The 24513-nt window shown below is 41.4% G+C and carries 20 protein-coding genes; 5 read left to right on the forward strand and 15 right to left on the reverse strand.

What is annotated here, in order from left to right; all coding sequences use genetic code 11:
- Positions 1 to 19 precede the first annotated feature (19 nt).
- Entirely contained in the window at positions 20 to 1045 is a 1026-nt protein-coding gene (locus AC1D0K_RS15095) for an acyl-CoA reductase (RefSeq protein WP_477396780.1), read from the reverse strand.
- A gap of 100 nt (positions 1046 to 1145) precedes the next feature.
- On the opposite strand from AC1D0K_RS15095, the gene AC1D0K_RS15100 reads away from it, so the two are divergent.
- Positions 1146 to 1499 carry a 4Fe-4S dicluster domain-containing protein gene (locus tag AC1D0K_RS15100; protein WP_295716369.1) on the forward strand — a complete coding sequence of 118 codons (354 nt, stop codon included), beginning with the start codon at positions 1146 to 1148 and terminating at the stop codon, positions 1497 to 1499.
- 186 nt (positions 1500 to 1685) lie between these two features.
- On the forward strand, positions 1686 to 2447 hold the full coding sequence (locus tag AC1D0K_RS15105) for a C40 family peptidase (protein ID WP_477396782.1): 762 nt from the start codon (positions 1686 to 1688) through the stop codon (positions 2445 to 2447).
- A 15-nt stretch (positions 2448 to 2462) separates the two neighbouring features.
- On the opposite strand, the gene AC1D0K_RS15110 is transcribed toward AC1D0K_RS15105, so the two are convergent.
- The 12 genes from AC1D0K_RS15110 to AC1D0K_RS15165 all read right to left on the reverse strand — a co-directional run bounded on the left by AC1D0K_RS15110 (position 2463) and on the right by AC1D0K_RS15165 (position 14039).
- Entirely contained in the window at positions 2463 to 3365 is a 903-nt protein-coding gene (locus AC1D0K_RS15110) for a WD40 repeat domain-containing protein (protein WP_477396784.1), read from the reverse strand.
- 85 nt (positions 3366 to 3450) lie between these two features.
- Positions 3451 to 4038 carry a bifunctional phosphoribosyl-AMP cyclohydrolase/phosphoribosyl-ATP diphosphatase HisIE gene (gene hisIE, locus AC1D0K_RS15115; RefSeq protein WP_477396786.1) on the reverse strand — a complete coding sequence of 196 codons (588 nt, stop codon included), beginning with the start codon at positions 4036 to 4038 and terminating at the stop codon, positions 3451 to 3453.
- Between the two features lie 166 nt (positions 4039 to 4204).
- Positions 4205 to 4594: a hypothetical protein gene (locus AC1D0K_RS15120; RefSeq protein WP_477396788.1), complete on the reverse strand. Its 390-nt coding sequence runs from the start codon at positions 4592 to 4594 to the stop codon at positions 4205 to 4207.
- A gap of 3 nt (positions 4595 to 4597) precedes the next feature.
- A complete protein-coding gene (gene hisF, locus AC1D0K_RS15125; RefSeq protein ID WP_477396791.1) occupies positions 4598 to 5353 on the reverse strand; it encodes an imidazole glycerol phosphate synthase subunit HisF in 756 nt (251 codons plus the stop codon).
- Positions 5354 to 5478: 125 nt separating this feature from the next.
- Entirely contained in the window at positions 5479 to 6228 is a 750-nt protein-coding gene (locus AC1D0K_RS15130; protein WP_295716362.1) for a 1-(5-phosphoribosyl)-5-[(5-phosphoribosylamino)methylideneamino]imidazole-4-carboxamide isomerase, read from the reverse strand.
- A gap of 5 nt (positions 6229 to 6233) precedes the next feature.
- The gene (gene hisH / locus AC1D0K_RS15135) at positions 6234 to 6824 is read right to left on the reverse strand and encodes an imidazole glycerol phosphate synthase subunit HisH (RefSeq protein ID WP_295716360.1); all 591 of its coding nucleotides are present in this window, start codon (positions 6822 to 6824) and stop codon (positions 6234 to 6236) included.
- An 87-nt stretch (positions 6825 to 6911) separates the two neighbouring features.
- Positions 6912 to 8054: a bifunctional histidinol-phosphatase/imidazoleglycerol-phosphate dehydratase HisB gene (gene hisB, locus AC1D0K_RS15140; RefSeq protein WP_477396794.1), complete on the reverse strand. Its 1143-nt coding sequence runs from the start codon at positions 8052 to 8054 to the stop codon at positions 6912 to 6914.
- Entirely contained in the window at positions 8055 to 9098 is a 1044-nt protein-coding gene (gene hisC / locus AC1D0K_RS15145) for a histidinol-phosphate transaminase (protein WP_477396796.1), read from the reverse strand. It lies immediately after the preceding gene.
- Positions 9099 to 9345: 247 nt separating this feature from the next.
- Positions 9346 to 10632: a histidinol dehydrogenase gene (gene hisD, locus AC1D0K_RS15150; RefSeq protein ID WP_477396798.1), complete on the reverse strand. Its 1287-nt coding sequence runs from the start codon at positions 10630 to 10632 to the stop codon at positions 9346 to 9348.
- 78 nt (positions 10633 to 10710) lie between these two features.
- A complete protein-coding gene (hisG, locus tag AC1D0K_RS15155; RefSeq protein WP_295716355.1) occupies positions 10711 to 11562 on the reverse strand; it encodes an ATP phosphoribosyltransferase in 852 nt (283 codons plus the stop codon).
- Between the two features lie 291 nt (positions 11563 to 11853).
- Positions 11854 to 13395, reverse strand: coding sequence for a hypothetical protein (locus tag AC1D0K_RS15160; RefSeq protein WP_477396801.1), 1542 nt, complete (start codon positions 13393 to 13395; stop codon positions 11854 to 11856).
- Positions 13396 to 13547: 152 nt separating this feature from the next.
- Positions 13548 to 14039 carry a D-glycero-alpha-D-manno-heptose-1,7-bisphosphate 7-phosphatase gene (locus tag AC1D0K_RS15165; protein WP_295716353.1) on the reverse strand — a complete coding sequence of 164 codons (492 nt, stop codon included), beginning with the start codon at positions 14037 to 14039 and terminating at the stop codon, positions 13548 to 13550.
- Positions 14040 to 14466: 427 nt separating this feature from the next.
- Between AC1D0K_RS15165 and gltB the strand changes: the two genes are divergently transcribed.
- From gltB to AC1D0K_RS15180, 3 genes are all read left to right on the forward strand, one after another.
- Positions 14467 to 18984: a glutamate synthase large subunit gene (gene gltB, locus AC1D0K_RS15170; RefSeq protein ID WP_477463078.1), complete on the forward strand. Its 4518-nt coding sequence runs from the start codon at positions 14467 to 14469 to the stop codon at positions 18982 to 18984.
- A 6-nt stretch (positions 18985 to 18990) separates the two neighbouring features.
- Positions 18991 to 20469, forward strand: coding sequence for a glutamate synthase subunit beta (locus tag AC1D0K_RS15175; RefSeq protein ID WP_477396594.1), 1479 nt, complete (start codon positions 18991 to 18993; stop codon positions 20467 to 20469).
- A 203-nt stretch (positions 20470 to 20672) separates the two neighbouring features.
- On the forward strand, positions 20673 to 21206 hold the full coding sequence (locus AC1D0K_RS15180) for a DUF4142 domain-containing protein (RefSeq protein ID WP_477396597.1): 534 nt from the start codon (positions 20673 to 20675) through the stop codon (positions 21204 to 21206).
- On the opposite strand, the gene AC1D0K_RS15185 is transcribed toward AC1D0K_RS15180, so the two are convergent.
- The gene (locus AC1D0K_RS15185) at positions 21198 to 22400 is read right to left on the reverse strand and encodes a DUF763 domain-containing protein (protein WP_477396599.1); all 1203 of its coding nucleotides are present in this window, start codon (positions 22398 to 22400) and stop codon (positions 21198 to 21200) included. The genes AC1D0K_RS15180 and AC1D0K_RS15185 overlap by 9 nt on opposite strands.
- A 129-nt stretch (positions 22401 to 22529) precedes the next feature.
- A complete protein-coding gene (locus AC1D0K_RS15190; protein WP_477396601.1) occupies positions 22530 to 24443 on the reverse strand; it encodes an AMP-dependent synthetase/ligase in 1914 nt (637 codons plus the stop codon).
- Positions 24444 to 24513: the final 70 nt, after the last annotated feature.

Here is a 24513-nt window from a genome sequence, read left to right on the forward strand (position 1 = left end):
AACCAAAGGTATTGTAATTTTAAAGATTTGACAAAAATTCCATTGTATCAATACCATCGGCATAATCCCATAATGCGGGTTGCTGACTTTGGCCAAACGCAACCACCTCGTTGTTTACATTTATTGGGGCAGTGGTAACAATACATTGTATATTTTCGGCTTGTTGCTCCAATGTTTGTTGTGCCGATGCCAGATTATCATAATAACCAAAATACAACACGGCCAGGGGCGAAGCTATTCTTTCATCTTCCTTAAGCATCAGAAAGCCATTATCCAGGTGTTTATTGCTGTTTACCAGATAAATAGATTTGTTGTAATCGTAATTATTGTTGTATTTATGATGATGGATGATAGCCTTATGATCCTCAATCGATTCAAAAAAGAAATTGAAATTATAATCCTTTGGCACTAATAGCTTACTTACATTGCGGCAGCCTAAACCATAGTAATCAAAAATATCATGACCAAGGTTAAATAATTGCTCTGCGGTTTCTTCACCGGTAATTAATGCGATGCTGTTCCTGTTTTTGCGAATGATGTTGGGCACTTTGCCAAAGTAATAATCAAAGTATCGCGAGCTGTTGTTGCTGCCTGTGGCAATAATGGCATCAAAATCTGCCAATCTTTCCACAAAGCTAAATTGTTCGGCAAAGCCCGGATCGATATCAACTAATTTTTGCAAAATTACCTTAATCAGGCGGGCATCCTGTGATGATGCTTTAATAAGCGCGTGATTGCCAGATGCCAGCACGCAAAGTACATCATGAAAACCCACAAGAGGGATATTGCCGGCCAAAATAAGCCCTACCTTTTTGTTGGCAGCTTCCTTATCTAGGTTGTATTTAGATAACCAGTTTTCCAGATCGGCTTCATTCAGCATTTTGCCGATGGCTGTTACGGCCTGTAAAACACTTTGGGGGGTGAACCAGGCGTTGTGATAACGCTCATCTTCAATAGTAGTCATCAGTTGTGCATCGGGGGCAATTAACTGCTTTCCTAAGCTTGAAAATGAATTTATTGAATTTTTTATGTTAAATTTTGACATATTTATGGTAAGGCTTTAAGCCCTTAAAGCCTTTTTTGTTATATTTGTGCGCTTGTAAATTACGGGCAAAGTTAATTGAGATTATTATATATTTAGAAATATGGCGATTAAAATCACCGATGAATGCATAAACTGCGGAGCTTGCGAACCGGAGTGCCCCAATAATGCTATTTATGATGCAGGTGCAGCGTGGCGCTTTAGCGACGGTACCGGTCTTAAAGGGGTTATTGATTTTGGAGATGGCAATACTTTAAATGCCGAAGAAACCCAGGCTGCTTTATCCGATGAAATATATTATATAGTTCCGGATAAATGTACCGAATGTGTTGGTTTTCATGATGAGCCGCAGTGTGCTGCTGTATGCCCGGTTGATTGTTGTGTTGATGATGAGGATATCCGCGAAAGCAAAGAAGAATTGTTAGCCAAGAAAGATTGGCTGCACATGAACGAATAAGATATTGATATTAAATCATTAGAGGGAACAGCTTGCTGGTCCCTTTTTTTGTGCTAATTTAATATTTTAATATATTAGCTTAATCATTTTAGCCGCACCCCTTTGGCTAAAATATACCAATTATAATATTGTAACTACTTTAGCGGTTATAATGTATTGCAAATTTAATTTCTATCTAACTAAGCTATGGAATATGGCATTTGTAATCTTGCGGTTATTCCGCTTCGCGCAGAACCTAATGAAAGGAGTGAGCAGGTATCGCAGGTTTTGTTTGGTGAGGCATTTGAAATTACAGAGTGGGCTGAATATTGGGTTAAGATCATTACTGATATCGATAACTATGTTGGCTGGATAAGCAGGCTACAGTTTGCCCCGTTGGGCCATATTGCTCATAAAAATTTAAAAAGCCATCAACCACCTTTAACTTACAGGGCTGTAACACAAGCCTGGAAAATTGCTGATAATTCTGTTATTTATTTGCCGGCAGGTAGTTCGCTTGCTTTTTTGGAGGGTACAACCTGTAAAATAGGAGGTGATAGATTTGAGATCATTGGTGAAATTGGAGAGAATGAAAATATTGCAACCACGGCGAAATCTTTTTTAAATGCACCCTATTTATGGGGTGGGCGAACTCATTTCGGGATCGATTGCTCTGGCTTTACACAGGTGGTATTTAAGCTAAATAAAATAAAAATAAAGCGTGACGCCAGTCAGCAGGCAGTGGAGGGAGTTAAAGTTAACAGCTTAAAAGATGCACGTCTGGGCGATCTGGCATTTTTTAATAACGCCGAAGGAAGAATTACCCACGTTGGAATACTGCTAAATGGCGAACACATTATTCACGCATCAGGAAAGGTTAAAATAGATTTGATTGATGATGATGGAATTTATTCGGTTGGGTTAAAAAGACACACCCATAAGTTACACAGCATTAAAAGATTTTTTTAAGCAAACGTGGTATCGCTATATGGTTATATTCCATACCATAATACTTTTATCATCGCTTACTGATATAAGCTGATCACCGTTCCAGGCCAGTTTATTTACCGAGAGGGGATGGCTTGCATACCCTTTTTCCCGGCTGATGATTTTGTAAAGTTTAAAATCATCAGATCCCCATATTTTAATGCTTTTGTCCATACTGGCAGTGGCAAAATAGGGTTGCGTAGGGTGGAAGAGAATGTGATTTACCGCGAATAAGTGCGCGGGAATGTTTTTTATAAGCTGATAGGTTGCAGTATCCCAGATCTTCACCTGTGCATCACGCCCTCCCGAAATAAGGTGCATTCCATCAATACTGTAAGTTAATGAAAAGACTGACATGGTATGTCCATGCAAGGTTTTTACCAGGGTATAATCCTCCAGGTCGTAAATCTTTACCTGGTTATCCCGGCAACCAAAGGCTACCCGTTTTTCATCGGGCGAAATGGCAATGCAGCGTACCGTATCGGCAGATACAGTGAAGCTGTGTACTATCTCTAATGTATCCAGGTTCCAAACGGACACTGTGCCATCTTCAGAGGCTATTAGCAGCTCTTTCTTATGACTAACAGACCTGATATCAAAAATTGGTTTAACGTGGTGTCTGAGCGATTTAATGATCTTCTGTTCAATAAAATCAAACACCAAAACCTCTCCACTGCGTAAGCCTGCAAACAATAAAGGATAGCCGGCAGGGCAATGAATAGCATAAACAGAAGCCTGAACCGGGAACATTACTTTAATAAAGGAATTGTCCTTTAGGCTCCATTCTACCAGTCCTTTATCGTTACCGCCGGTAAACAGTATACCAGGTTTTTGCGATAGTTCCAGTGTGAAAATTGGGTTGCCGTGTCCGGTTAGTTCAGCTGTTTTTTCCGCGGTCATTTTTCAGTTTGCTTTATCGGTTTACGGGTTGCAAAGCAGATATATAGTGAATATCAACTACAAACTACTTACTGCAAACAGTGAACTATTTATGCCTGTTTTCCAGATTTTTAGCAATTGTTTCAAGTGTTAAACCTTTTTCGCGAAGCAATACCAACAGGTGAAAAACAAGATCTGATGATTCATTGATCAGGTCGGTTTCAGTTTCGGCAAGTGCAGCTATTACGGTTTCAACACCCTCTTCGCCAACCTTTTGCGCTATTTTGTTAAGTCCTTTATTCCTAAGTTTATTAACGTATGATCCTTCAACAGGGTTTTCATATCTATCGGCGATAATATTTTCCAGTTCTAATATAAAATTCTGGTTGTATTCGGTTTGGAAACAACTGCGTGAACCGGTATGGCAGGTTGGGCCGTCAGCTTTAACTTTTATCAGCAGGGTGTCGTTATCACAATCAATGCTGATGTTTTTCACATGCAAAAAATTGCTGCTGGTTTCGCCCTTGGTCCACAGGCGATTTTTTGAGCGGGAAAAGAAGGTGACTACATTTTCTGCAACTGTTTTATCATAAGCTTCCTGGTTCATATAACCCAGCATCAGCACCTCTAATGTTTGCTCATCCTGGATAATAACCGGCACTAATCCGTCTGTTTTGCTAAAATCTATATTCATATCTGTTGTTCTGGTTCCTGTTGCGGGTTGCCAGGTTCGTGTGTTATTAGTTTTTCTCCGCTGCTTGTGTCCTAACAAACAGCTATCCGGAGCGAGTTGTCTGTGAGGACACAGACAACGGTTAAGAATCGCCATAACTAAATTTAGGTGATGGCAAATGTGAGCTTTAATTATTTTGACTGTAACTTAATTTTATTTCTGAAATCCATTTTTGATAATTGTCAAACTGACCATCTTGCTTAAAGTTGACGGAATATCGTTCAACCGTTTCAAGGCAGTCTTCTACTGTAGATTTGTCATCATTTAATCCAATTAACTTTTCTGATGTCTTAGGTCTAAACCTATCTACAATAATGATTGCAGCCCACAAATTAATAAAGTATTGTCCTTCCATCAAATAACCTGTAAACTCATTCAGGCTTAGTTGATCCGCTAAAAAACAAAGTGTTTCATACAACTCATTCGTGCGAATATGATTACCAAATGGTTCTATGCCGTCTCTATAGCCATTTTTACAACTGACTATATAATTCATAAAAACTTCTTCTTTGCGCACCAATTATATCCTCACCTCAATATTATTACTCTTCAATACCGCTTTCAAATCAGGTATCAATATTTCACCGTAGTGAAATACCGAAGCTGCTAAAGCGGCATCAATATTTGTTTTTTCAAATACATCAACAAAGTGCTGTACAGATCCGGCTCCGCCAGAGGCTATTACCGGTATGTGCACCGCATCATTTACTATTTTGAGCAGGCCATTATCAAAGCCCGCTTTAGTGCCGTCATGATCCATTGAGGTAAGCAGTATCTCGCCTGCGCCCCGGCTTTCGGCCTCCAGTATCCACTCCAGTGTTTCGCGCTCAGTTGGTAAACGGCCGCCATTCAAATGGACGATGTTTTTATTACCAATACTGCGTGTATCCACTGCAATAACCACAAACTGAACTCCAAACGCTTTGGCCAGTTCATCAATTAAGGCAGGGTTACGCACCGCAGCCGAGTTGATGGATATTTTGTCGGCGCCGGCGTTTAACAAAGCGTCGGCGTCTGCGATCTCATTGATGCCACCACCTATTGTAAATGGTATATTGATCTGCCTGGCTACTGCTTTTACGAGTTCAACCATGGTTTTACGGCGTTCAACAGTGGCCGTAATATCCAGGAAAACCAGTTCATCTGCGCCCTGGCGAGAGTAGTTCCAGGCCAGCTCAACAGGGTCGCCTGCATCGCGCAGGTCAACAAAGTTAACACCTTTTACCGTACGGCCGTCTTTAACATCAAGGCAGGGAATAATTCGTTTACTTAACATGGGGTTTTATAAGACCGTCATTGCGAGGAACGAAGCAATCTCCAATTTACAGAGAGGCTCTGTATAGCATAGAGATTGCTTCGTACCTCGCAATGACGTTTTTATTATATTATATAGAAATCAACTTATATAGAAATCAGCGATTCCAGATTCCAGTTCTTTATATCTTCGATGCTGATATGCCCTTCATAAATGGCTTTGCCAACTACGACTGATTCTACTTTTAAGCGACTAAGTTTTTCGATGTCATTCATAGAGCTTACGCCGCCAGAGGCGATTAGTTTGATGAAGGGAGAATGGTCAAGCAGTTTTTCGTATAGTTCAATTCCTGCGCCGCCCAGCTTACCATCTTTATTAATATCGGTGCATAAAAAACGGAAAAAGCCCAGGGCAAGGCATTTATCAACGTAATCCATCAGTTTAATTGGGGAACTTTCCATCCAACCGGAGTATTTGATTACTTCATCCAATACGTCGATAGCGATCACTACCTGGTCAGAACATTTGTCTCTGCCGCAGATTGATTTACCCAATTCTGGTAAAAATTCCGGATTTGTAAGTGCCTGGGTGCCTACTATAACACGATGAACGCCGGCATCTATTAACTCTTTTACCTTATCAATACTTCGGATACCTCCGCCATATTGCACTTTCATTTCGGTTTTACGGATCACATCAAACAGGTATTGCTGGTTGCTGAAATCGTTTTTGGCGCCATTCAAATCAATGATATGGATAAAGTTGGTGCCGTTGCTTTGGTAACGCTCAATCATTTCTTCAAGCGTTACATCATATTCTGTTACCTGTTGGTAATCACCCTCACGTAGTCGCACTACTTTTTTATTCAGAATATCGATAGCCGGGATTATGTACATGTCTTTTATATTTTTGAAAAGTTTGTTAATAGTGTTTCACCATACACTCCCGATTTTTCGGGGTGAAATTGTACGCCATAAAAATTATCCCGCCAAATTGATGCCGAAAATTCATTATTATAGTTGGCCGATAATAAAGTATAAGCTTTATCGTACTCAATAAAGTATGAATGTACAAAGTAAAAATGTGAACCTGACGGTATATTTTTAAATAGTGGGTTTTCTTTTTCGGGAAATACCTGGTTCCAGCCGGTGTGCGGAACTTTGTATAAATTACTATCCTTAAACCTTAAAGTTTTAATTGGAAAGATATCTAAAAGGTTGGAATCTCCCTCCTCGGAATGGGAAGTGAGCAACTGCATGCCCACACAAATTCCAAGCGTTGGCTTTTTTAACGCCTTAATAGTTGGAACCAAACCTGTTGATTCCAGCTTTTTCATTGCTGCACCGGCATGCCCAACACCCGGAATAATATAACGATCATATTGAGCAAAATCCTCCTCGCTATTGATCATGCCATAAGGTATGCCCAACCGATCAAGTGCTGCTGTCAGTGAAAAAATATTTCCGGCTCCGTATCTTATTATACCTATCATTCTTTTAGTTAGAATCAAGAGTCAAGAATCAAGAGTCAAGAAAGAACCAGTAATGTCTTGATTCTTGACTCTAATCTCTTGACTCTTTTATAAAAGTCCCTTAGTGCTTGGTAAAACCATCTTATCTACATCACGTTTTATAGACATTTTTATTGCCTTCGCAAAGGCTTTAAATATAGCTTCAATTTTGTGATGTTCGTTTTGTCCTTCGGCTTTAATATTTAAATTACATTTTGCCGCATCACTAAACGATTTGAAGAAATGATAAAACATTTCTGTTGGCATTTCGCCTATCTTTTCTCTTTTAAACTCGGCATCCCAAACTATCCAGTTTCGGCCACCAAAATCAATGGCTGCCTGTGCCAGGCAATCATCCATCGGCAGGCAAAAGCCGTAGCGTTCAATGCCCATTTTGTTGCCCAAAGCTGTAGCGAAAATCTCGCCTAAAGCAATTCCGGTATCTTCAATGGTGTGGTGTTCGTCTATATGGAGGTCGCCATTGGCAATAATTTCGAGGTCGATACTCCCGTGGCGGGCTATCTGATCTAACATATGATCAAAGAAATGCAAACCGGTAGATACTTTCGCCTCACCGGTGCCATCCAGGTTTATTTTAATGTAGATATCTGTTTCTTTGGTACTGCGGCGGTGCTCTATCACCCGTTCGCCCAGCTTCAAAAATTCATAGATCTTTTTCCAGTCGGTAGTTTCTAAAGCTATGGTATCCTGGATATGATCCTCCTCGGTAAACTCACCGCCACCTAAGCCTGAATGATTATTTAGCCAGATGGCTTTTGCACCCAGATTTTTGGCCAGCAATACGTCATTTTTCCTGTCGCCGATTGTAAATGATCCTTTCAGATCATACTTTTCAGCATCAAGGTATTGTGTAAGCAAGCCGGTTTTTGGCTTACGGGTAGGGGCGTTATCAGCAGGGAAAGTACGATCAATACAAATGTTGGAAAACTTTACACCCTCACTTTCAAAAGTTTTAAGGATAAGATTATGTACCGGCCAAAAGGTATCTTCGGGATACACAGCGGTGCCTAAACCATCCTGGTTGGTCACCATTACCAGTTCAAAATCAAGCTCTTTGGCTATTTTGGGTAGATAGGTTAACGCGCCGGGATAAAAGGTAAGCTTCTCAAAAGAATCGATCTGCTCATCTGGTGTTTCGTTAATCATCGTGCCATCACGATCTACAAATAATATTTTCTGCAGCTTGCTCATTTAAAAGTTCTGTAAGGTGTTAAGTAATATGGTGTTTTCATCTGGCGTACCTACTGTAATACGCAGGCTGCCCTCGCATAGTTCAATTTTTGAGCGGTTACGTACAATGATGCCTTTACCTACCAGGAAATTATAGATGCCGTTTGCATCCGAGGTTTTAACCAAAATGAAATTCGCATCAGACGGATAAATATCTAACACAAAATCAAACTCTTTTAAAGCAAGTACCAACCTGTCGCGTTGGATAAGGGTTTCCTTTATCCATTCATTTACTTGTGCAACGTTGGCCAGGGCCTCTAAAGCCAGTTGTTGCGACGACTCGTTAACGTTATAAGGAGGCTTAACTTTGTTCATTACCTCGATAATCTCTTCGGCGGCAAAAGCCATTCCAACACGTAAACCGGCAAGTCCCCATGCTTTGGAGAGGGTTTGCATGACTACCAGGTTGGCATATTCGGTTAATTCCTGTATAAATGTTTTTTGGCGACTGAAATTGATATAAGCCTCATCAACCACAACAATTCCATTAAAGTTAGCGAGCAGAGTTTCTACATCCTCCCGGTTAATAGAGTTGCCCGTTGGGTTATTGGGAGAGCAAATAAATATCAGTTTGGTATGTTCATCAATGGCCTCAGCAATACCTTCTAAATTAAGTTGGTATTCTGGTGTAAGGGTTACTTTACGAGCCTCCACATCGTTGATGTTGGCCGATACCTCATACATACCGTAAGTAGGCGGTACCAGGATCACGTTATCTACACCTGGGTTACAAAAGCTGCGGAAAAGAATATCTATAGCCTCATCGCTGCCATTGCCTATAAAAATATTACGGGCCGGTACGCCTTTAATTTCGCTCAGTCGCATTTTTACCGCATACTGCATAGGGTCCGGATACCGGTTAAACTGTTGTGCCAATGGGGAACCGTAAGCATTTTCATTAGCATCCAAAAAAACACTTGCTTCACCCTGGTACTCATCGCGGGCAGATGAGTAGGGGACTAATCGTTTGATGTTTTCTCTAAGTATATTATTGATATTGTACATTATTCTTTTAATCTTTTTCGATAAACGAATTTTTTTCACCCGTCATTGCGTGTCTATCTATGATCGACATGTTTGAAAACTACCTTTTTGTCATCCTGAGGAACGAAGGATCTATTCTCCATCATGCTTCTTCGCCCTGTACAGTCTGCGAATAGATCCTTCGTTCCTCAGGATGACAAACCTTTTAAAATGTCATTTCTCCTTCAGCGTACTTGAGTTTTACAACTCGCAATGACGCTTTTTCATGTTAATTATTACTCCTGATAGATATCGCATTCCTATGCGCATGCAATCCTTCCATCTCTGCTAAAACCTCAACCGTATGGCCGATATTCAGGATGCCTTCACGCGTGATATGCTGAAACGTGATCTTTTTCACAAACGAATCAACCGATACACCAGAATAGGCCCTTGCATAGCTGCTGGTTGGCAAAGTATGGTTAGTTCCTGATGCATAATCGCCGGCACTCTCCGGGGTTAAATTGCCCAGGAAAACCGAGCCCGCGTTGATGATGCTCCCGGTAATCTGCTCCCAGCTATGGGTTGCCAAAATTAAATGTTCGGGTGCATATTGGTTACTGAAGTCCATTGCTTCGGCAAGGCTGGATGTAACTACGATGTATGAATTATCCAAGGCTAACCTTGCAATTTCGGCACGTGGTAAAACCGGTAATTGTTTCTCTATTTCTGCCAATGCTGCATCTGCAATTGCTGCCGATGTGCAAACCAGAACCGATTGACTATCAATGCCATGCTCTGCCTGTGCCAGCAAATCGGCTGCTACATAAGCCGGGATTGCAGTACTATCAGCAATTACTAAAACCTCCGAAGGACCGGCCGGCATATCAATAGCGGTTGTGGTAGTTGATTGAATAATGGTTTTGGCCTTGGTTACAAATTGGTTACCCGGACCAAAGATCTTATCAACTTTAGTTATAGTTTCGGTACCATATGCCATTGCCGCAATAGCCTGCGATCCACCTGCAAGATAGATCTTGTCAATACCCAACAGCAATGCTACATAAGCAATAAATGCATTTACCTTGCCGCTTTTTTGCGGGGGAGAACACACCACAATTTCATGACAGCCGGCAATACGTGCCGGGATGCCCAACATTAAAAATGTACTTGGCAAAACTGCTGAGCCACCGGGGATATAGAGGCCCACTTTCTCAATTGGCCTTAACTCACGCCAGCAGGTTACACCGGGCATAGTTTCTACCTTGTCCTCGGTTTTTAGCTGTGTTTGATGAAATTTATAGATGTTGCTATAAGCAGTTTCGAGAGCAGCCTTTTGTTGAGGGCTTATAGCTTGTGCCTGTTCTTCCAGTTCGGCTTTATCCAGGTAAAGTTTACTTAATTCAACCTTATCAAATTTGTGGGCGTAATCAATTAAAGCCCTATCGCCATGTTGCTGAACGTTAGCTATTACTTCCTCAACAACAGCGCGGATCTCATTGGCCGGATCAACATTACGCTGAACCAGTTGCTGGATATCGCCAGTACTTAAATCTGAATAATTGTATGTCTTCATTGCAGTTATCAGTTTGCAGTGGGCGGTTTACTTTAGCAGTCTGAATATTTAATGCAAACCGCTAAAGTAAACTACCAGCTATAAAATTATCTTTTCAATCGGCATTACTACAATGCCTTGTGCGCCTGCTTGTTTCAGCTGGCTTATTCTATCCCAGAAATCACGCTCGGGGATCACGGTGTGTACAGCAACCCAGTCAGCCTCGGCCAATGGTACTACCGATGGGCTTTTAACGCCCGGTAATAAAGCAATTACCGCATCAAGGTTATCTTTACGAACGTTAAGTACCACGTACTTAGTCTCCTTTGCGCGCAAAACAGATTGTATACGTTGTATCAGTTCTTGTACCAGGTGGTTGCCATCGGTGCCTTTGCTGCCAATTAATACCGCCTCTGACGACATTACATCAGCAAATGGTTTTAAACCGTTGCTTTTTAATGTACCACCTGTAGAAACAAGATCGCAAATGGCATCACTTAAGCCCAGGCCGGGAGAAATTTCTACAGAACCGGATATGGTGCGAATGTCTGACTGTATGCCTTGCTCTTGCAAAAATTTCCGCAATATAACCGGATAGGTAGTTGCAATAGCTTTCCCGTTTAAATCGGCAAGCGACTGAATATCATTATTGTTTGGTACTGCTATTTTTAAGGAGCATTTGCCAAAGCCTAAACGTTGTAGGTAATTTACCTCAACTTCGGTTTCCTGTATCACATTTTCGCCCACGATACCCAGGTCGGCAATGCCATCCTGAACGTATTCTGGAATATCGTCATCGCGAAGAAAAAGGATCTCTAAAGGGAAGTTTGATACTGGGGAGATAAGCGAGCTTTTGTAATTTTCGAAGTTTAAGCCGCAATTTTTTAGTAATTCGACTGATTTTTCGTTGAGACGACCAGATTTCTGGATCGCAATTTTAAGTGTTTTCACAAAATGAATTTAAGGAACTATAATAAAAAAGAGTATAAACGGAGGTTGTTATTTCGCGTAGAAACATACATTTAGCTGATCACCACATGGTGGTGATGCAGATGAAGATGATGTAAAGCGATACCGTTCATTTTTTATAGTATACTACGGGTAAGTCTGCGCAAATATAGACAGATGTTTTTTAAATCAAAATTTAATGTGAATTTGTCTGAATCAGAATTTACAGAATTTAAGGATTTTCAAAATTTTGCCCAACCCGGAATTAAACGAATTTTAAATTCTGTTCATTCTTTAATTCTGTAAATTCTGATTCAGATTATTTTCATCATACTCATAAATACCGCCTTCTGCCCCAAAATCTTTAATTAACCTCAAATGCTTTACTTTTTGAATATCCTTTATATTAATAAGCTCCGGATTTTCGAGCACGTTAAACCAAATGAGATAAAAACGTTTGATCTTGTAAAATTTGGCCACATCCTTTTTGAAAAAACGGTGAGGGACAAGGTATGATGACATGCCCGAGAAGAAGTAAACAGCCTCATGTGCATCTGTATAAATAGTAACTTTCGGGTCGAATTGGCTTTTATCTATCGTTTTTAAATAAGCAGCAAAGTCCGAATCGATCCAGCTTTCATCTGTATAACCAGGGTTGCCGTATTCTCCGGCTATTTGGTCAACATAGCGGGCTTTATCTATGAAAAACTCTTTGGTAACAAAGCCCAGCATCAGCACTATCATTAAACCGGCTACTATTTTACGCGTGTTGGTATTTACTATTTTTTTAAGCAGCAGCAAGCCCCAACTGGTATAGCCCCAAAGCGCGGTTATATACATAGGCGCAAGCAAGCGGTGGTTAATGCGCTCGTACCGTGAAAAAGTTGATGATATCACGATAAACAAACCATAAACCAAAGCGAAAGTAATAGCCAGGTTCTCGAAGCTATCTAAATGGCGTCGATAATAATTATATGCCAATGCCGCTATAAAGCCGAGCAATATAATGGTAGCCAACGGTATAGATAGCCAATATTGATTGGGGGTAAGCCCCATCCAATCACAAATCACATTGCCGAAATAATACAGGTTTTTACCGAACGAAGTTATAGATGGTTCCCGCGGGCCTGTAGTAGTACCAGACATGAACGCGTTAAACACCAGGTTGCTTACCAATAGTGATATGCAAACAAAGCCATATATAATGATGTGAAAAATCTTCTTTTTGAGCGGTAAAACCCTGTCGAGCAATAAAAGCAATCCCCCTGTACCCACAATGGTAACGGCGGCATACCGGGTTATACAGCTTATGGCAGCTATAAGCGCCGCTATAACCAATGTTTTAATGGTATGCTTTAAAAGATATTCCCTAAAGGCTACCAGGAAAAACAGGGTTTCTACTATAAACAGCGTCTCTGACCATAAGTAGGAGTACACCTGCAACAGCGCCGGACTCAATATGATAGCCACCAGCATCAACCATTTGTAAACGCGGGATGTTGGCACAAAACGGTGCATGATCCATCCACTGGTGTATATCAGCGTTGCAAACATTAATCCGTTTAACACCGCGCCAAATATAACCGGATCAATGCGGGTAATAAACATAATGCTCCCCAAAAATACTGGGTAAAATACCGGGAAATCAACAATAGGGATATGGTTAAATGTTTGTAGCGTGCCGTTGGTATTCAAGCTGCGCGCGGCACTGGTATACATGATGGAATCCGGAGAGATGCCAATGCCACTATATTTACAAAATAGCTGGATAGCAAAAAAGCCAATTACTGCGGCGATAAATGTGTCGTAGTTTTTTAAATAGCGGCTAATCTGCATAAAGGTTTCTTTGCTTTGTAATAGTGGTAAAAGTTGTAGCGGGGTAAAATGTTTTAAAAATAGTTAAAAAGCCCCTCTAAATCTCCCCCGGTAGGGAAGACTTTTGAATAATATTTTTAAATCCCTCCTTTTCGGGGAGGGTTTGGGTGGGGCTAAGCTATCAAATCCAATACGGTACTTATCGGCTGATCGCTATCTATCAATATGCCTTTAACGCCTGCAGAAGTTCCTGCTTCTACGTCGCGCTCGCGATCGCCTATAAAATAGGATAGGGTAGGGTCAATGTTGTATTTTTCGATGCCTTGTAACAACAAGCCAGGTTTTGGTTTGCGGCAATCGCAATCACCGGTGAAATTTGGATGGTGCGGGCAGTAAAAAAAGTCGGTTATTTCTACACCGTGTTCTTTATATACTTGTTTTAGATGATTATGCATTTTTGCAAGTTCATCCTCTGTATACCAGCCTTTAGCCAGGCCTCCCTGGTTGGTTGCTACCAATAGCATATATCCCCTGTTTTGCAAAGTTTTAAGCGCTTCGAAATTATCGAGTACATGAAAATCTTCAAAACGACGAACGTAATCGCCCATTTCCTGGTTTAGTACTCCATCACGATCTAAAAATACAGCTTTAATTTTTGCAGACATTTGTTATTAATTTTTTGCGAAGTTAGCAATTTTTAAAAGTTCATGGGTGATATGTAATGGAACGAGGATTTTAGTCAATATCAGTTGCAGGAGATGCATTGTTTCTTCTCAATTAATAAATTTAAAAAAGACGACCGCATATATAGATTTACCAAACAAAATTTTATTCTGTTATAAATAAATATACCGCTTGTATAAATGATTACGGTTAAGTTGGTGCAACTTTATATTGATTCTAAACAATAAAACATCTTATTTCATTTAGTAAATCATAATAATTGCCTGTTTGTGTTGATGAATTGTTAAATAAACATGATTTAAATAATTGATTTTTTAGAAATCTTTAAAAATTCTGATAAATTTTATAATTTATTTATATATCAGTAACTTCGTAGTTACACCATTTTATAAAACGGTTTAATTTACGATGAATCAAACTGAGAGCAACCAGGGCCTTTACAGGCCAGAATTTGAACACGACTCCTGCGGGACTGGATTTATAACCAATATTAACGGTCATAAAAGTAACCAGATTATTGATGATGCGCTTACCATGCTGGAGAACATGGAACACCGTGGCGCTTGCGGATGCGACCCAGAAACCGGCGATGGTGCTGGTATTTTGATACAATTGCCACATGAGTTTCTGATGGAAGAATGCTCAAACCTGGAGATCAGCCTGCCCGAGCCGGGTGAGTATGGTGTCGGGATGATATTTTTTCCTAAAGATTCGGCACAAAAGAAAGCTTGTCGTATAGTTATTACCAATGCTATTGAAAAGTTAGGTCTTGTAAAATTAGGTTACCGCAAATTAACCGTTGATTCAATGGCAGTTGGTGAAACCGCCCGCCAGGCCGAACCTGATGTTGAGCAGATATTTATTGCCCGCCCGCATCATATTACCAACGCAGAAGATTTTGAGCGTAAGCTATTCATTTTAAGAAGGTATATTAATAAAACCATCACCGAAACCATAGCTGGTGCGGCTGAACATTTTTATTTTACCTCGTTATCCTGCAAAACCATTGTTTACAAAGGACAGGTAACTACTTACCAGCTGCGTAAATATTATGCCGATCTTACAGATCCGCGTATTGCATCTGGTTTTGCCATGATTCACTCGCGTTTCTCAACAAATACATTTCCATCATGGAAACTGGCTCAGCCTTTTCGGCTGATAGCCCATAATGGTGAAATTAACACCCTTACAGGTAACTTAAACTGGTTTTATGCCGGTTTAAAATCATATGCTTCGTCGTATTTCACTGCCGAAGAAATGGATATGCTGTTGCCGGTGATTGATAATAACCAGTCGGATTCTGCCTGCCTGGATAATATCATAGAAATATTATTGCATTCTGGTCGCTCATTACCTCACGTAATGATGATGCTGATCCCTGAAGCATGGGATGGCAATGTACACATGGACCCGGTTAAAAAGGCGTTTTATGAGTATCATGCAACCTTAATGGAGCCTTGGGATGGCCCGGCTGCAATTACCTTTACCGATGGTAAACTGGTAGGCGCTTTGCTTGATAGAAATGGTCTTCGCCCGCTGCGTTATGTAATCACCAATGATGGCCGTGTTATAGCTGCATCTGAGGCTGGTACTTTAAATATTGACGAGAGCACTGTTTTACGTAAGGGACGTTTGCAACCTGGTAAAATGCTGTTGATCGATACAGAAAAAGGCCGCATCATTACTGATGATGAGATTAAAAAACAAATTACTTCACAGCAGCCTTATGGCCGTTGGTTAGAGAATTATAAAATTAACCTGAGCGAACTTACTGAACCGCGTTTGGCATTTGCCAGCCTTTCAGAAGCATCTGTATTCCGTTACCAACAGGTATTTGGTTACAGTCGCGAGGATATAGATACCATTATAAAGCCTATGGCTGTTGATGGTAAAGAGCCCATCGGCTCTATGGGTACAGATGTGCCTTTGGCTATCTTATCTGATAAACCACAACATTTATCAAGCTATTTTAAACAGTTTTTTGCACAGGTTACCAACCCGCCTATCGATCCTATTCGTGAGCGTTTGGTAATGAGTTTGGCTACCTTTATAGGTAACAACGGCAACCTGCTTGATGAGGATAAAATGCATTGCCATTGCGTGGTTTTAAAGCACCCGATATTAAAAAATCACCAGTTAGAGAAACTGAGAAGTATTGATACCGGCCTTTTCCATGCTAAAACACTGCAAACTTATTTTGTGGCCGATGGCATGCCCGGTTCATTAGAAAAAGGTATTGCAAGGCTTTGCCGCTACGCAGAAGATGCTGTTGATGATGGTTTTGAGGTATTGATCCTTTCGGATCGTGCGGTAGATTCAGAACATGCTCCAATCCCAACTTTGCTTGCTGTTTCGGCTGTGCATCACCATTTGATTAAAAAAGGACGTCGTGGCGCTGTAGGTTTGGTTGTTGAAACCGGCGATGCATGGGAAGTTCACCATTTTGCCTGTTTGCTGGCTTTTGGTGCTACTGCCATCAACCCGTATTTGGCTTTGGCTACTATCGAAACTGTTAAAAACAACGGTAGTTTAGAAACCAACTACGATATTAAAAAACTACATACTAACTATGTGAAATCAGTAAATGATGGTTTGCTAAAGATTTTCTCTAAAATGGGAATTTCTACGCTGCAATCATACCATGGTTCACAGGTATTTGAGATATTAGGTTTAAACAAAAGTGTTGTTGACAAATATTTCTGCGGAGCCGTTACCCGTATAGGTGGTTTAGGCCTGGATGAAATTGCCCGCGAAGCACTTTGCAAACACCGCATTGGTTTTAATGCAAAAAGTGCCGATAATTTATTGCCCGAAGGTGGTATTTACCAGTGGAAACGCAGGGGAGAGGCTCACTTGTTTAATCCAACTACGGTGCATTTATTACAACATGCTACCCGCAGCAATGATTACTCTGTATATAAAAACTATGCTAAAGTAATTAACGAGCAAACCGAAAAGCACTTTACTATACGTGGATTGCTTGATTTTGCCCATCACCGTGAGGCTATCTCCATTGATGAGGTTGAGTCTGCAGGAAACATCATGACACGCTTTGCAACAGGCGCCATGTCATTCGGGTCTATATCTCACGAGGCGCATAGCACCATGGCTATTGCAATGAACCGCATAGGTGGTAAAAGCAATACAGGTGAAGGTGGTGAGGATGAAATGCGTTATGAAAAAATGGCCAGCGGCGATTCTATGCGCTCGGCTATTAAGCAAGTGGCATCGGCTCGTTTTGGGGTAACGTCAAATTACCTTACCAATGCCGATGAGTTGCAGATTAAGATGGCACAAGGTGCAAAACCTGGTGAAGGCGGGCAGCTGCCGGGTCATAAAGTTGATGACTGGATTGCAAAAACACGCCACTCTACACCAGGCGTAGGTTTGATTTCGCCGCCACCACACCACGATATTTATTCTATCGAGGATTTGGCCCAATTAATATTTGATCTTAAAAATGCCAACCGTGCTGCACGTATCAACGTGAAATTGGTATCTAAAGCGGGTGTTGGTACTATAGCAGCTGGTGTTGCTAAAGCACATGCCGATGTGATCCTGATTGCAGGGTACGATGGTGGTACAGGTGCATCGCCAATAAGCTCTGTAAAACACGCCGGTTTACCATGGGAGCTTGGTTTAACCGAAGCTCACCAAACACTGGTTCGTAACAAACTACGCAGCCGTGTGGTACTGCAAACAGATGGTCAGCTAAAAACTGGTCGCGATTTGGCTATAGCCTGTTTAATGGGCGCCGAGGAGTGGGGAGTTGCTACTGCCGCGCTTGTTGCAGGTGGTTGTATTATGATGCGTAAGTGTCATTTAAATACCTGCCCTGTAGGCGTTGCTACTCAGGATCCTGAATTGAGGAAGCTGTTCAGCGGCAAGCCGGAGCATGTGGTTAACCTGTTCCGCTTTATGGCCGAAGAACTTCGCGAGATCATGGCTGAACTTGGTTTCCGTACCATTAACGAGATGGTTGGACGCGTTCAGTTCCTGAAAGTGAAAGATCATCTGGATAACTGGAAAGCTAAAAAGATAGATCTGAGCGGCATATTGCACCCGGTTACCAATACCAAAGGCATGACACTGTACAACAGTGAGCAACAGGATCATGGAATGAGCGAAATAATTGACTGGCAGTTATTGGAGACAGCGAAAGTTGCTCTTGAAGATAAAACGCCTGTATTTGCTTCATTTGATGTAATCAATGTGAACCGTACTATCGGCACGCTTTTATCAAACGAAATCTCTAAAAAATATGGTTCTGCCGGCTTACCGGATAATACCATCAACTATAAATTCAAAGGGTCGGCCGGGCAAAGTTTCGGCGCGTTTACAACCAAAGGAATTTCCTTTGAGTTGGAAGGCGAAGCTAATGACTATGTAGGTAAAGGTTTATGCGGTGCACAACTGGCTATCTATCCTGCTGCAAATGCAACATTTGTTCCTGAAGATAATATCATCATTGGTAACGTTGCACTTTATGGTGCTACTTCGGGCGAGCTGTTTGTTGGAGGTATGGCGGGCGAGCGTTTCGCGGTGCGTAACTCTGGAGCTACCACAGTTGTTGAGGGTATTGGCGATCATGGTTGCGAATACATGACCGGTGGCCGCGCACTTATCCTGGGTAAAACAGGTCGTAATTTTGCGGCAGGTATGAGCGGTGGTTTAGCCTGGGTATTTAACCCGGATAATAGCTTTGCCGAAAATTGCAATACCGAGATGGTAGACCTTGATCCTTTATCATTAGAGGATGAAGAGCAGATACTGGCATTATTGCGTAAGCACATCAGCTTAACAGGAAGCAAGCTTGCCCAACAGATACTAACCAATTGGAACGAGGCATCAACCCAATTTGTTAAGGTGTATCCAAAAGAGTATAAAAGAGTTTTAGAGCAATTACAATATCAAACAATAGGCTAAATTTCAATGGGAAAACCAACAGGATTTCAGGAGTTTAACAGGGAATTACCAACCAAGGTTCCCGCTGCTGAACGCGTAAAGAACTATAATGAGTTTGTTAATTTATATACCGACGAAAAGCTAAATCAGCAATCGGCCAGGTGTATGAATTGCGGTATCCCCTTTTGCCATTCGGGATGCCCGCTGGGTAATATTATTCCGGAGTTTAACGATGCTGTATATCGTAAAAACTGGGAAGAGGCTTACCATATTTTATCATCAACTAATAACTTCCCTGAGTTTACAGGCCGTATATGCCCTGCACCCTGCGAATCTGCTTGTGTTTTAGGTATCAACAAGCCAGCCGTAGCTATCGAGGAAATTGAAAAACATATTATTGAGATAGCTTATAAGAATAACCTGGTTAAGCCAACAGCACCATTAGTAAAATCTGGCAAAAAGGTAGCTGTAATAGGCTCTGGTCCTGCCGGATTGGCAGCAGCAGCTCAATTGGTGAAGGCTGGTCATGCCGTAACCGTTTATGAGCGCGATGATAAACCAGGTGGTTTATTACGCTATGGTATTCCCGATTTTAAATTGGAGAAAAATGTTGTTGAGCGTCGTATCGAGGTGATGGAAAAAGATGGCATTGTATTTAAACTCAACAGCGAAGTTGGTGTAAATGTAGCCGCTGATGATCTGTTGCGTAGCAATGATGCTGTAGTATTGGCAGGTGGCTCAACTGTACCACGTAACCTTATGATTCCCGGCAGGGAATTAAAAGGAATCCATTTTGCTATGGACTTTTTGAAACAGCAAAACAAGCGTGTAAGCAATATTAGTGTAGATGCAGAAGATATTTTAGCTACAGATAAAGATGTTGTAGTAATTGGTGGTGGTGATACCGGCAGCGACTGTGTAGGTACTTCAAATCGCCAGGGTGCAAAATCTATCAAGCAGTTTGAGGTAATGTACCAACCACCGGCAGAGCGTACACAACACATGCCATGGCCAACATACCCTATGGTGATGAAAACTACCAGTTCGCACGAGGAAGGCGCAGAGCGTTTTTGGGGCGTTAATACACTGGAGTTTTTAGGCGATGAAAATGGTAATTTAAGAGCATTAAAAGTTGTTGATGTGTCCTGGGAGCAGGATGTTATGGGCCGCCCTTTAAAGTTTAATGTTGTTGAAGGTTCGGAGCGCGAAATACCTTGTCAAAGAGTATTCCTTGCAATGGGTTTCTTATATCCTCAGCCTGCAGGTTTATTAGCCCAATTGGGTGTTGAACTTGACGAACGTAAGAACGTTAAAGCTAAAGAAGGTGTTTACCGTACCAATGTAAGCAAAGTATTTGCAGCAGGCGATATGCGCCGCGGCCAATCGCTGGTTGTTTGGGCTATATCAGAAGGCCGCGAAACTGCTCGTAAGGTAGATGAATTTTTGATGGGCCACTCTGTGCTGGAAAGCAAGGATGCCGTTAACCAGTTTGACCAGGTGTTTTAAATAGAACCCTCTATCTGTTTTAGATATAACCACTTTGTGATGCCCTTTCAGGGTATGGCAAAGTGGTTTTTTGTTTAAGGAAATTGTGATTTAAGGTAATTGTAAAAAACATACATCATTATTGATCAACTTAATTACGGTGCTTGGGAAACCAGTTTGCAGTTTTTTTGTTAAACCTGAACCGTAGTATAATCGATTTATAAATGAAGCAAATAATATACCTTGTATTTGGTTTGGTCGCCATTGTTTTAGTACAATCATGCCAGAGTAACAAACGCGCGAATAATTACAACGATAAAGCTTTAGTTGATGACAGTGTTTCGCTTTTCCTGAAAAACAGTACAGAAGAAAGTTTAATGGCCGTAAAAGCCTCGGGGTTGGCTATATCAAACTCGAAAAATCAGCGGGTTATTCAGTTTGCCAAAACCATGATTGATGATCATACCAGGCTGACCGATGAGTTGAAACAATTACAGGCCGATGATTCAGTTAAGGTTACCGATAAGCTTAATGCCATCCATCAGCAAATAATTGCTGACTTAGAGCAAAAGAAATCCGCTGAGTTTGACAAGGCTTATTTAGAGATAATTATAGCCCAGGACGAGCAGGAAATGAACCATTTTAAAGCCGCCACACAGGCAAAAAGTTTAAATGTGGTGGAATTTGCGAAGAAAGGTATATCGTTATTACAGGCTCATCTTGATTCGGCCAAAACAATCAGTGATAATTTAAAATAGCTTCAATTGCTGCTGTATTGGCGGTTTTGCTTTACCCATCACAGTTCTGCCACCGTATTTCCAGGAGTCGTCGCGTTCTTTGGCTATAACTTGGTCAAAATTTGCATTTGGGGTAAAGTCTTTTTCAGCATTCTCTGCAATTTTGTGTAAGCGTTTAATAGCCTCGTTCTTTTCGGATACGCCCAGTTTCGACTTATATACAGCGTTTTGCAGCGTACTGATAGTTTCATCATAAACGGTGATAGGTACAGGGAATGGATGACCATCCTTGCCGCCGTGCGCAAAAGAAAACCTTGCCGGGTCTTTAAATCGCGATGGCGTTCCGTGGATCACTTCGCTCACCAAAGCCAGCGATTGTAAAGTGCGCGGACCTAAACCTTGTAACAATAACAGGTCTTCAAAATCGGCGGGCTGTTTTTCATGAGCCAGCCAAAGTACAGCACCCAATCTTTTTAAATCCACGTCTTTAGCTTTCACGTCGTGATGATTGCGCATAACCAGTTTGCTGATTTCCCTGATCATCAGCTCCGGATTTTCGGCGGCTATCTGCATTACACCGTTTCTTGAAGTATCCGCAAGCTTATCTGTCATGTTCAATATCAGCCCTGTATTTTTACCGTAGATAGAAGTATGCGGATCATCTACGAAAGAAGTAAGTTGTTCCGAATGCCAGTGATAGCGCCGGGCGGTACTGCTGGCATCGCTCATACCTTGTTGTACAACCGCCCATTTGCCGGTATCGCTCAAAATAAAATTATGGGTATATAACTGGAAACCATCCTGTATGGCGGTGTTATCAACCTTAGCACTTAGTTTACTGCACTTAACAAGGTAGTTACCGTCGAGCCCGGTTGATTCGCTGATCTTTAACAGCTCGGCCGGGGTTTGTTTAGAATGTTTGCCTTTGCCGCCACAAATGTAAATACCCAGCTCGCGGCTATGTGGATTGATAGCCCGCTTCAAAGCGCCCATAACTGAGGTAGTAATGCCAGAGGAATGCCAGTCCATTCCCATAACAGCACCTAAGCTTTGAAACCAGAAAGGATCGCTTAAACGGCGTAATACTTCATCCTTGCCATAATCAATCACTATATTTTCCACAATGGCCAGGCCTAACTTTGCCATGCGCTCAGCCAGCCACTGCGGCACATAGCCATAGTGTAAAGGTAAGTCAGCACTGCCAGATCGTTTCATGCTAACAAAGTTAGTAAAATGTTCGATGAAATAAAGGAAGTTTTCTTTAGTGACGAATCAATGCGCTATATGCAAACAAAAAGAGACACATGTAATGTGCCTCCTGTTAATATTTAAAACTATTATTAATCAATCTTCTGTATCCGCTTCTCCGGCATACAACTCGTCTATATCGGCCGCGTATTTCTTTTCTATCACTTTACGTTTGGCTTTCATGGTAGGGGTAATTTCACCTTCTTCCATACTAAAAGGATTGCGTTTTATTTTGAATGATTTTACACGTTCAAATTTGGCAAGTTCGTTACTCAGTTTACGAATATCCTGGCCAATCCAGTCAACAATCTCTTTATCTTCAATGAATACTTCCGGTCGTTCAAAAAACTCATTTTTGAGGCCAAAGGTTTCCTGAAGGGTTTCTTTGCCGGGCACTATAATAGCTGCAATGTATTCACGTTTATCGCCCACTAAAAACACCTGCTCAATTTTAGGACTTTTTAGGTACGTGTTTTCAACCGGGGTGGGGTAGATGTTTTTGCCATAGGCATTCACCAGCATATTTTTGAGGCGGTCGGTGATTTGCAGGTTGCCGCGGAAAAACCGGCCAATATCCCCTGTATGGAACCAGGCATCGGCGTCAATTACCGTGGCAGTTTCTTCGGGTTTGTTCCAGTAACCCTTCATTACGCAATGGCCGCGAACGATGATTTCGCCTTCTTCGGTTATCAGATCTTCTTTGAAATTATCGTGATTTTGTATGGTGTATATCTTTTTGGTTTCAACATCCTGAATACCAACCTCGATACCCGGAATAATACGGCCTACGGTGCCATAAATTACCCTATGGCGCTCCGTAACAGCCATCACAGGTGATGTTTCTGTTAGTCCAAAACCTTCCAAGATCACAATACCCAGATCGCCAAAAAACTCACCAATATTTTTAGGCAGCGCACCTCCACCAGATACCATGAATTGTAATTTGCCGCCGGTTTTTTCCTTAATCTTACTAAATACCAGTTTTTCAGCTATAGCATGCTGGGTTTTTAAAACAGGCCCTGGTTTTTTACCGGCTTCCTGCACTAATCGCACTTTTTTGCCAATCTCAAACGCCCACAAAAATATTTTGGTTTTGAGGCCGCCGGCAGATGTTCCACTTTTTATAGCTTTGTCATGAATGCGTTCAAGCAGGCGCGGTACACAGCATAAAATGGTCGGCTTAACCTCGGCCATGTTTTTGGCTAATAACTCTAAACTTTGCGCAAATGCAATTTGTGAACCCTTTAAAATAGCAATATGATATATGGTACGCTCAAAAACATGAGATAAGGGCAGGAATGACAGGAAACGATCATCCTTTGTTACAAAAGGAATCTGGATAACACTGTTTAAAGCATTTTGGGTAAGGTTGTAATGGGTAAGCATCACCCCCTTAGGTATACCGGTGGTACCCGATGTATAAATAAGGCAGGATAGATCGGTTGGTAAAATGGCTTCACGGGCTGCATTAATAGCCTGGCGATATTGTTCAACTAATACCAGCCCTTCGCTAATTACCTGGTCAAACCCAATAACACCGGCGTTAAGGTTCAGCTTATCGCTAAACTTTTCAAAATCATCAAAAGCCGGAATAATGCGAATGAGCGCAGTGCAGTTATTAGCTATTTTAAGCACCTTACGAAAAAGGAAGGGATTACCAACAATAACAGTTTTTGCGCCAGAATCATTCAGGATATATTCAATCTCATTCTCGGTAAGGGTTGGATATATAGAGGCATTAACGGCACCTATCTGCTGCAGGGCCTGGTCGTAGTAAACATAGTTTGGCCCGTTCTCGATAATGAGTGAAAGCCGGTCGCCTTTTTGTATCCCCAGACTGAGCATCCATGCAGATATAGCATCAATTTTTTCTAAGGCTTCGCCGTAAGTGATCTCTACCCAGTTGTCTTTTACTTTATGAATCATAAAAGTGTGACTTTCCGGATGGATATTGGCAACGGTATTACGTATAAATGATGGAACGGTTGATAGGTCGCTTACCTGGCTCATTAAGTATAAATGATTTATATAAACATCAAACTTATGTTTTTTAAGCTAAATACTAAAATGAAATAATGCT

This window comes from Mucilaginibacter sp. P1_A3 (assembly GCF_056406855.1).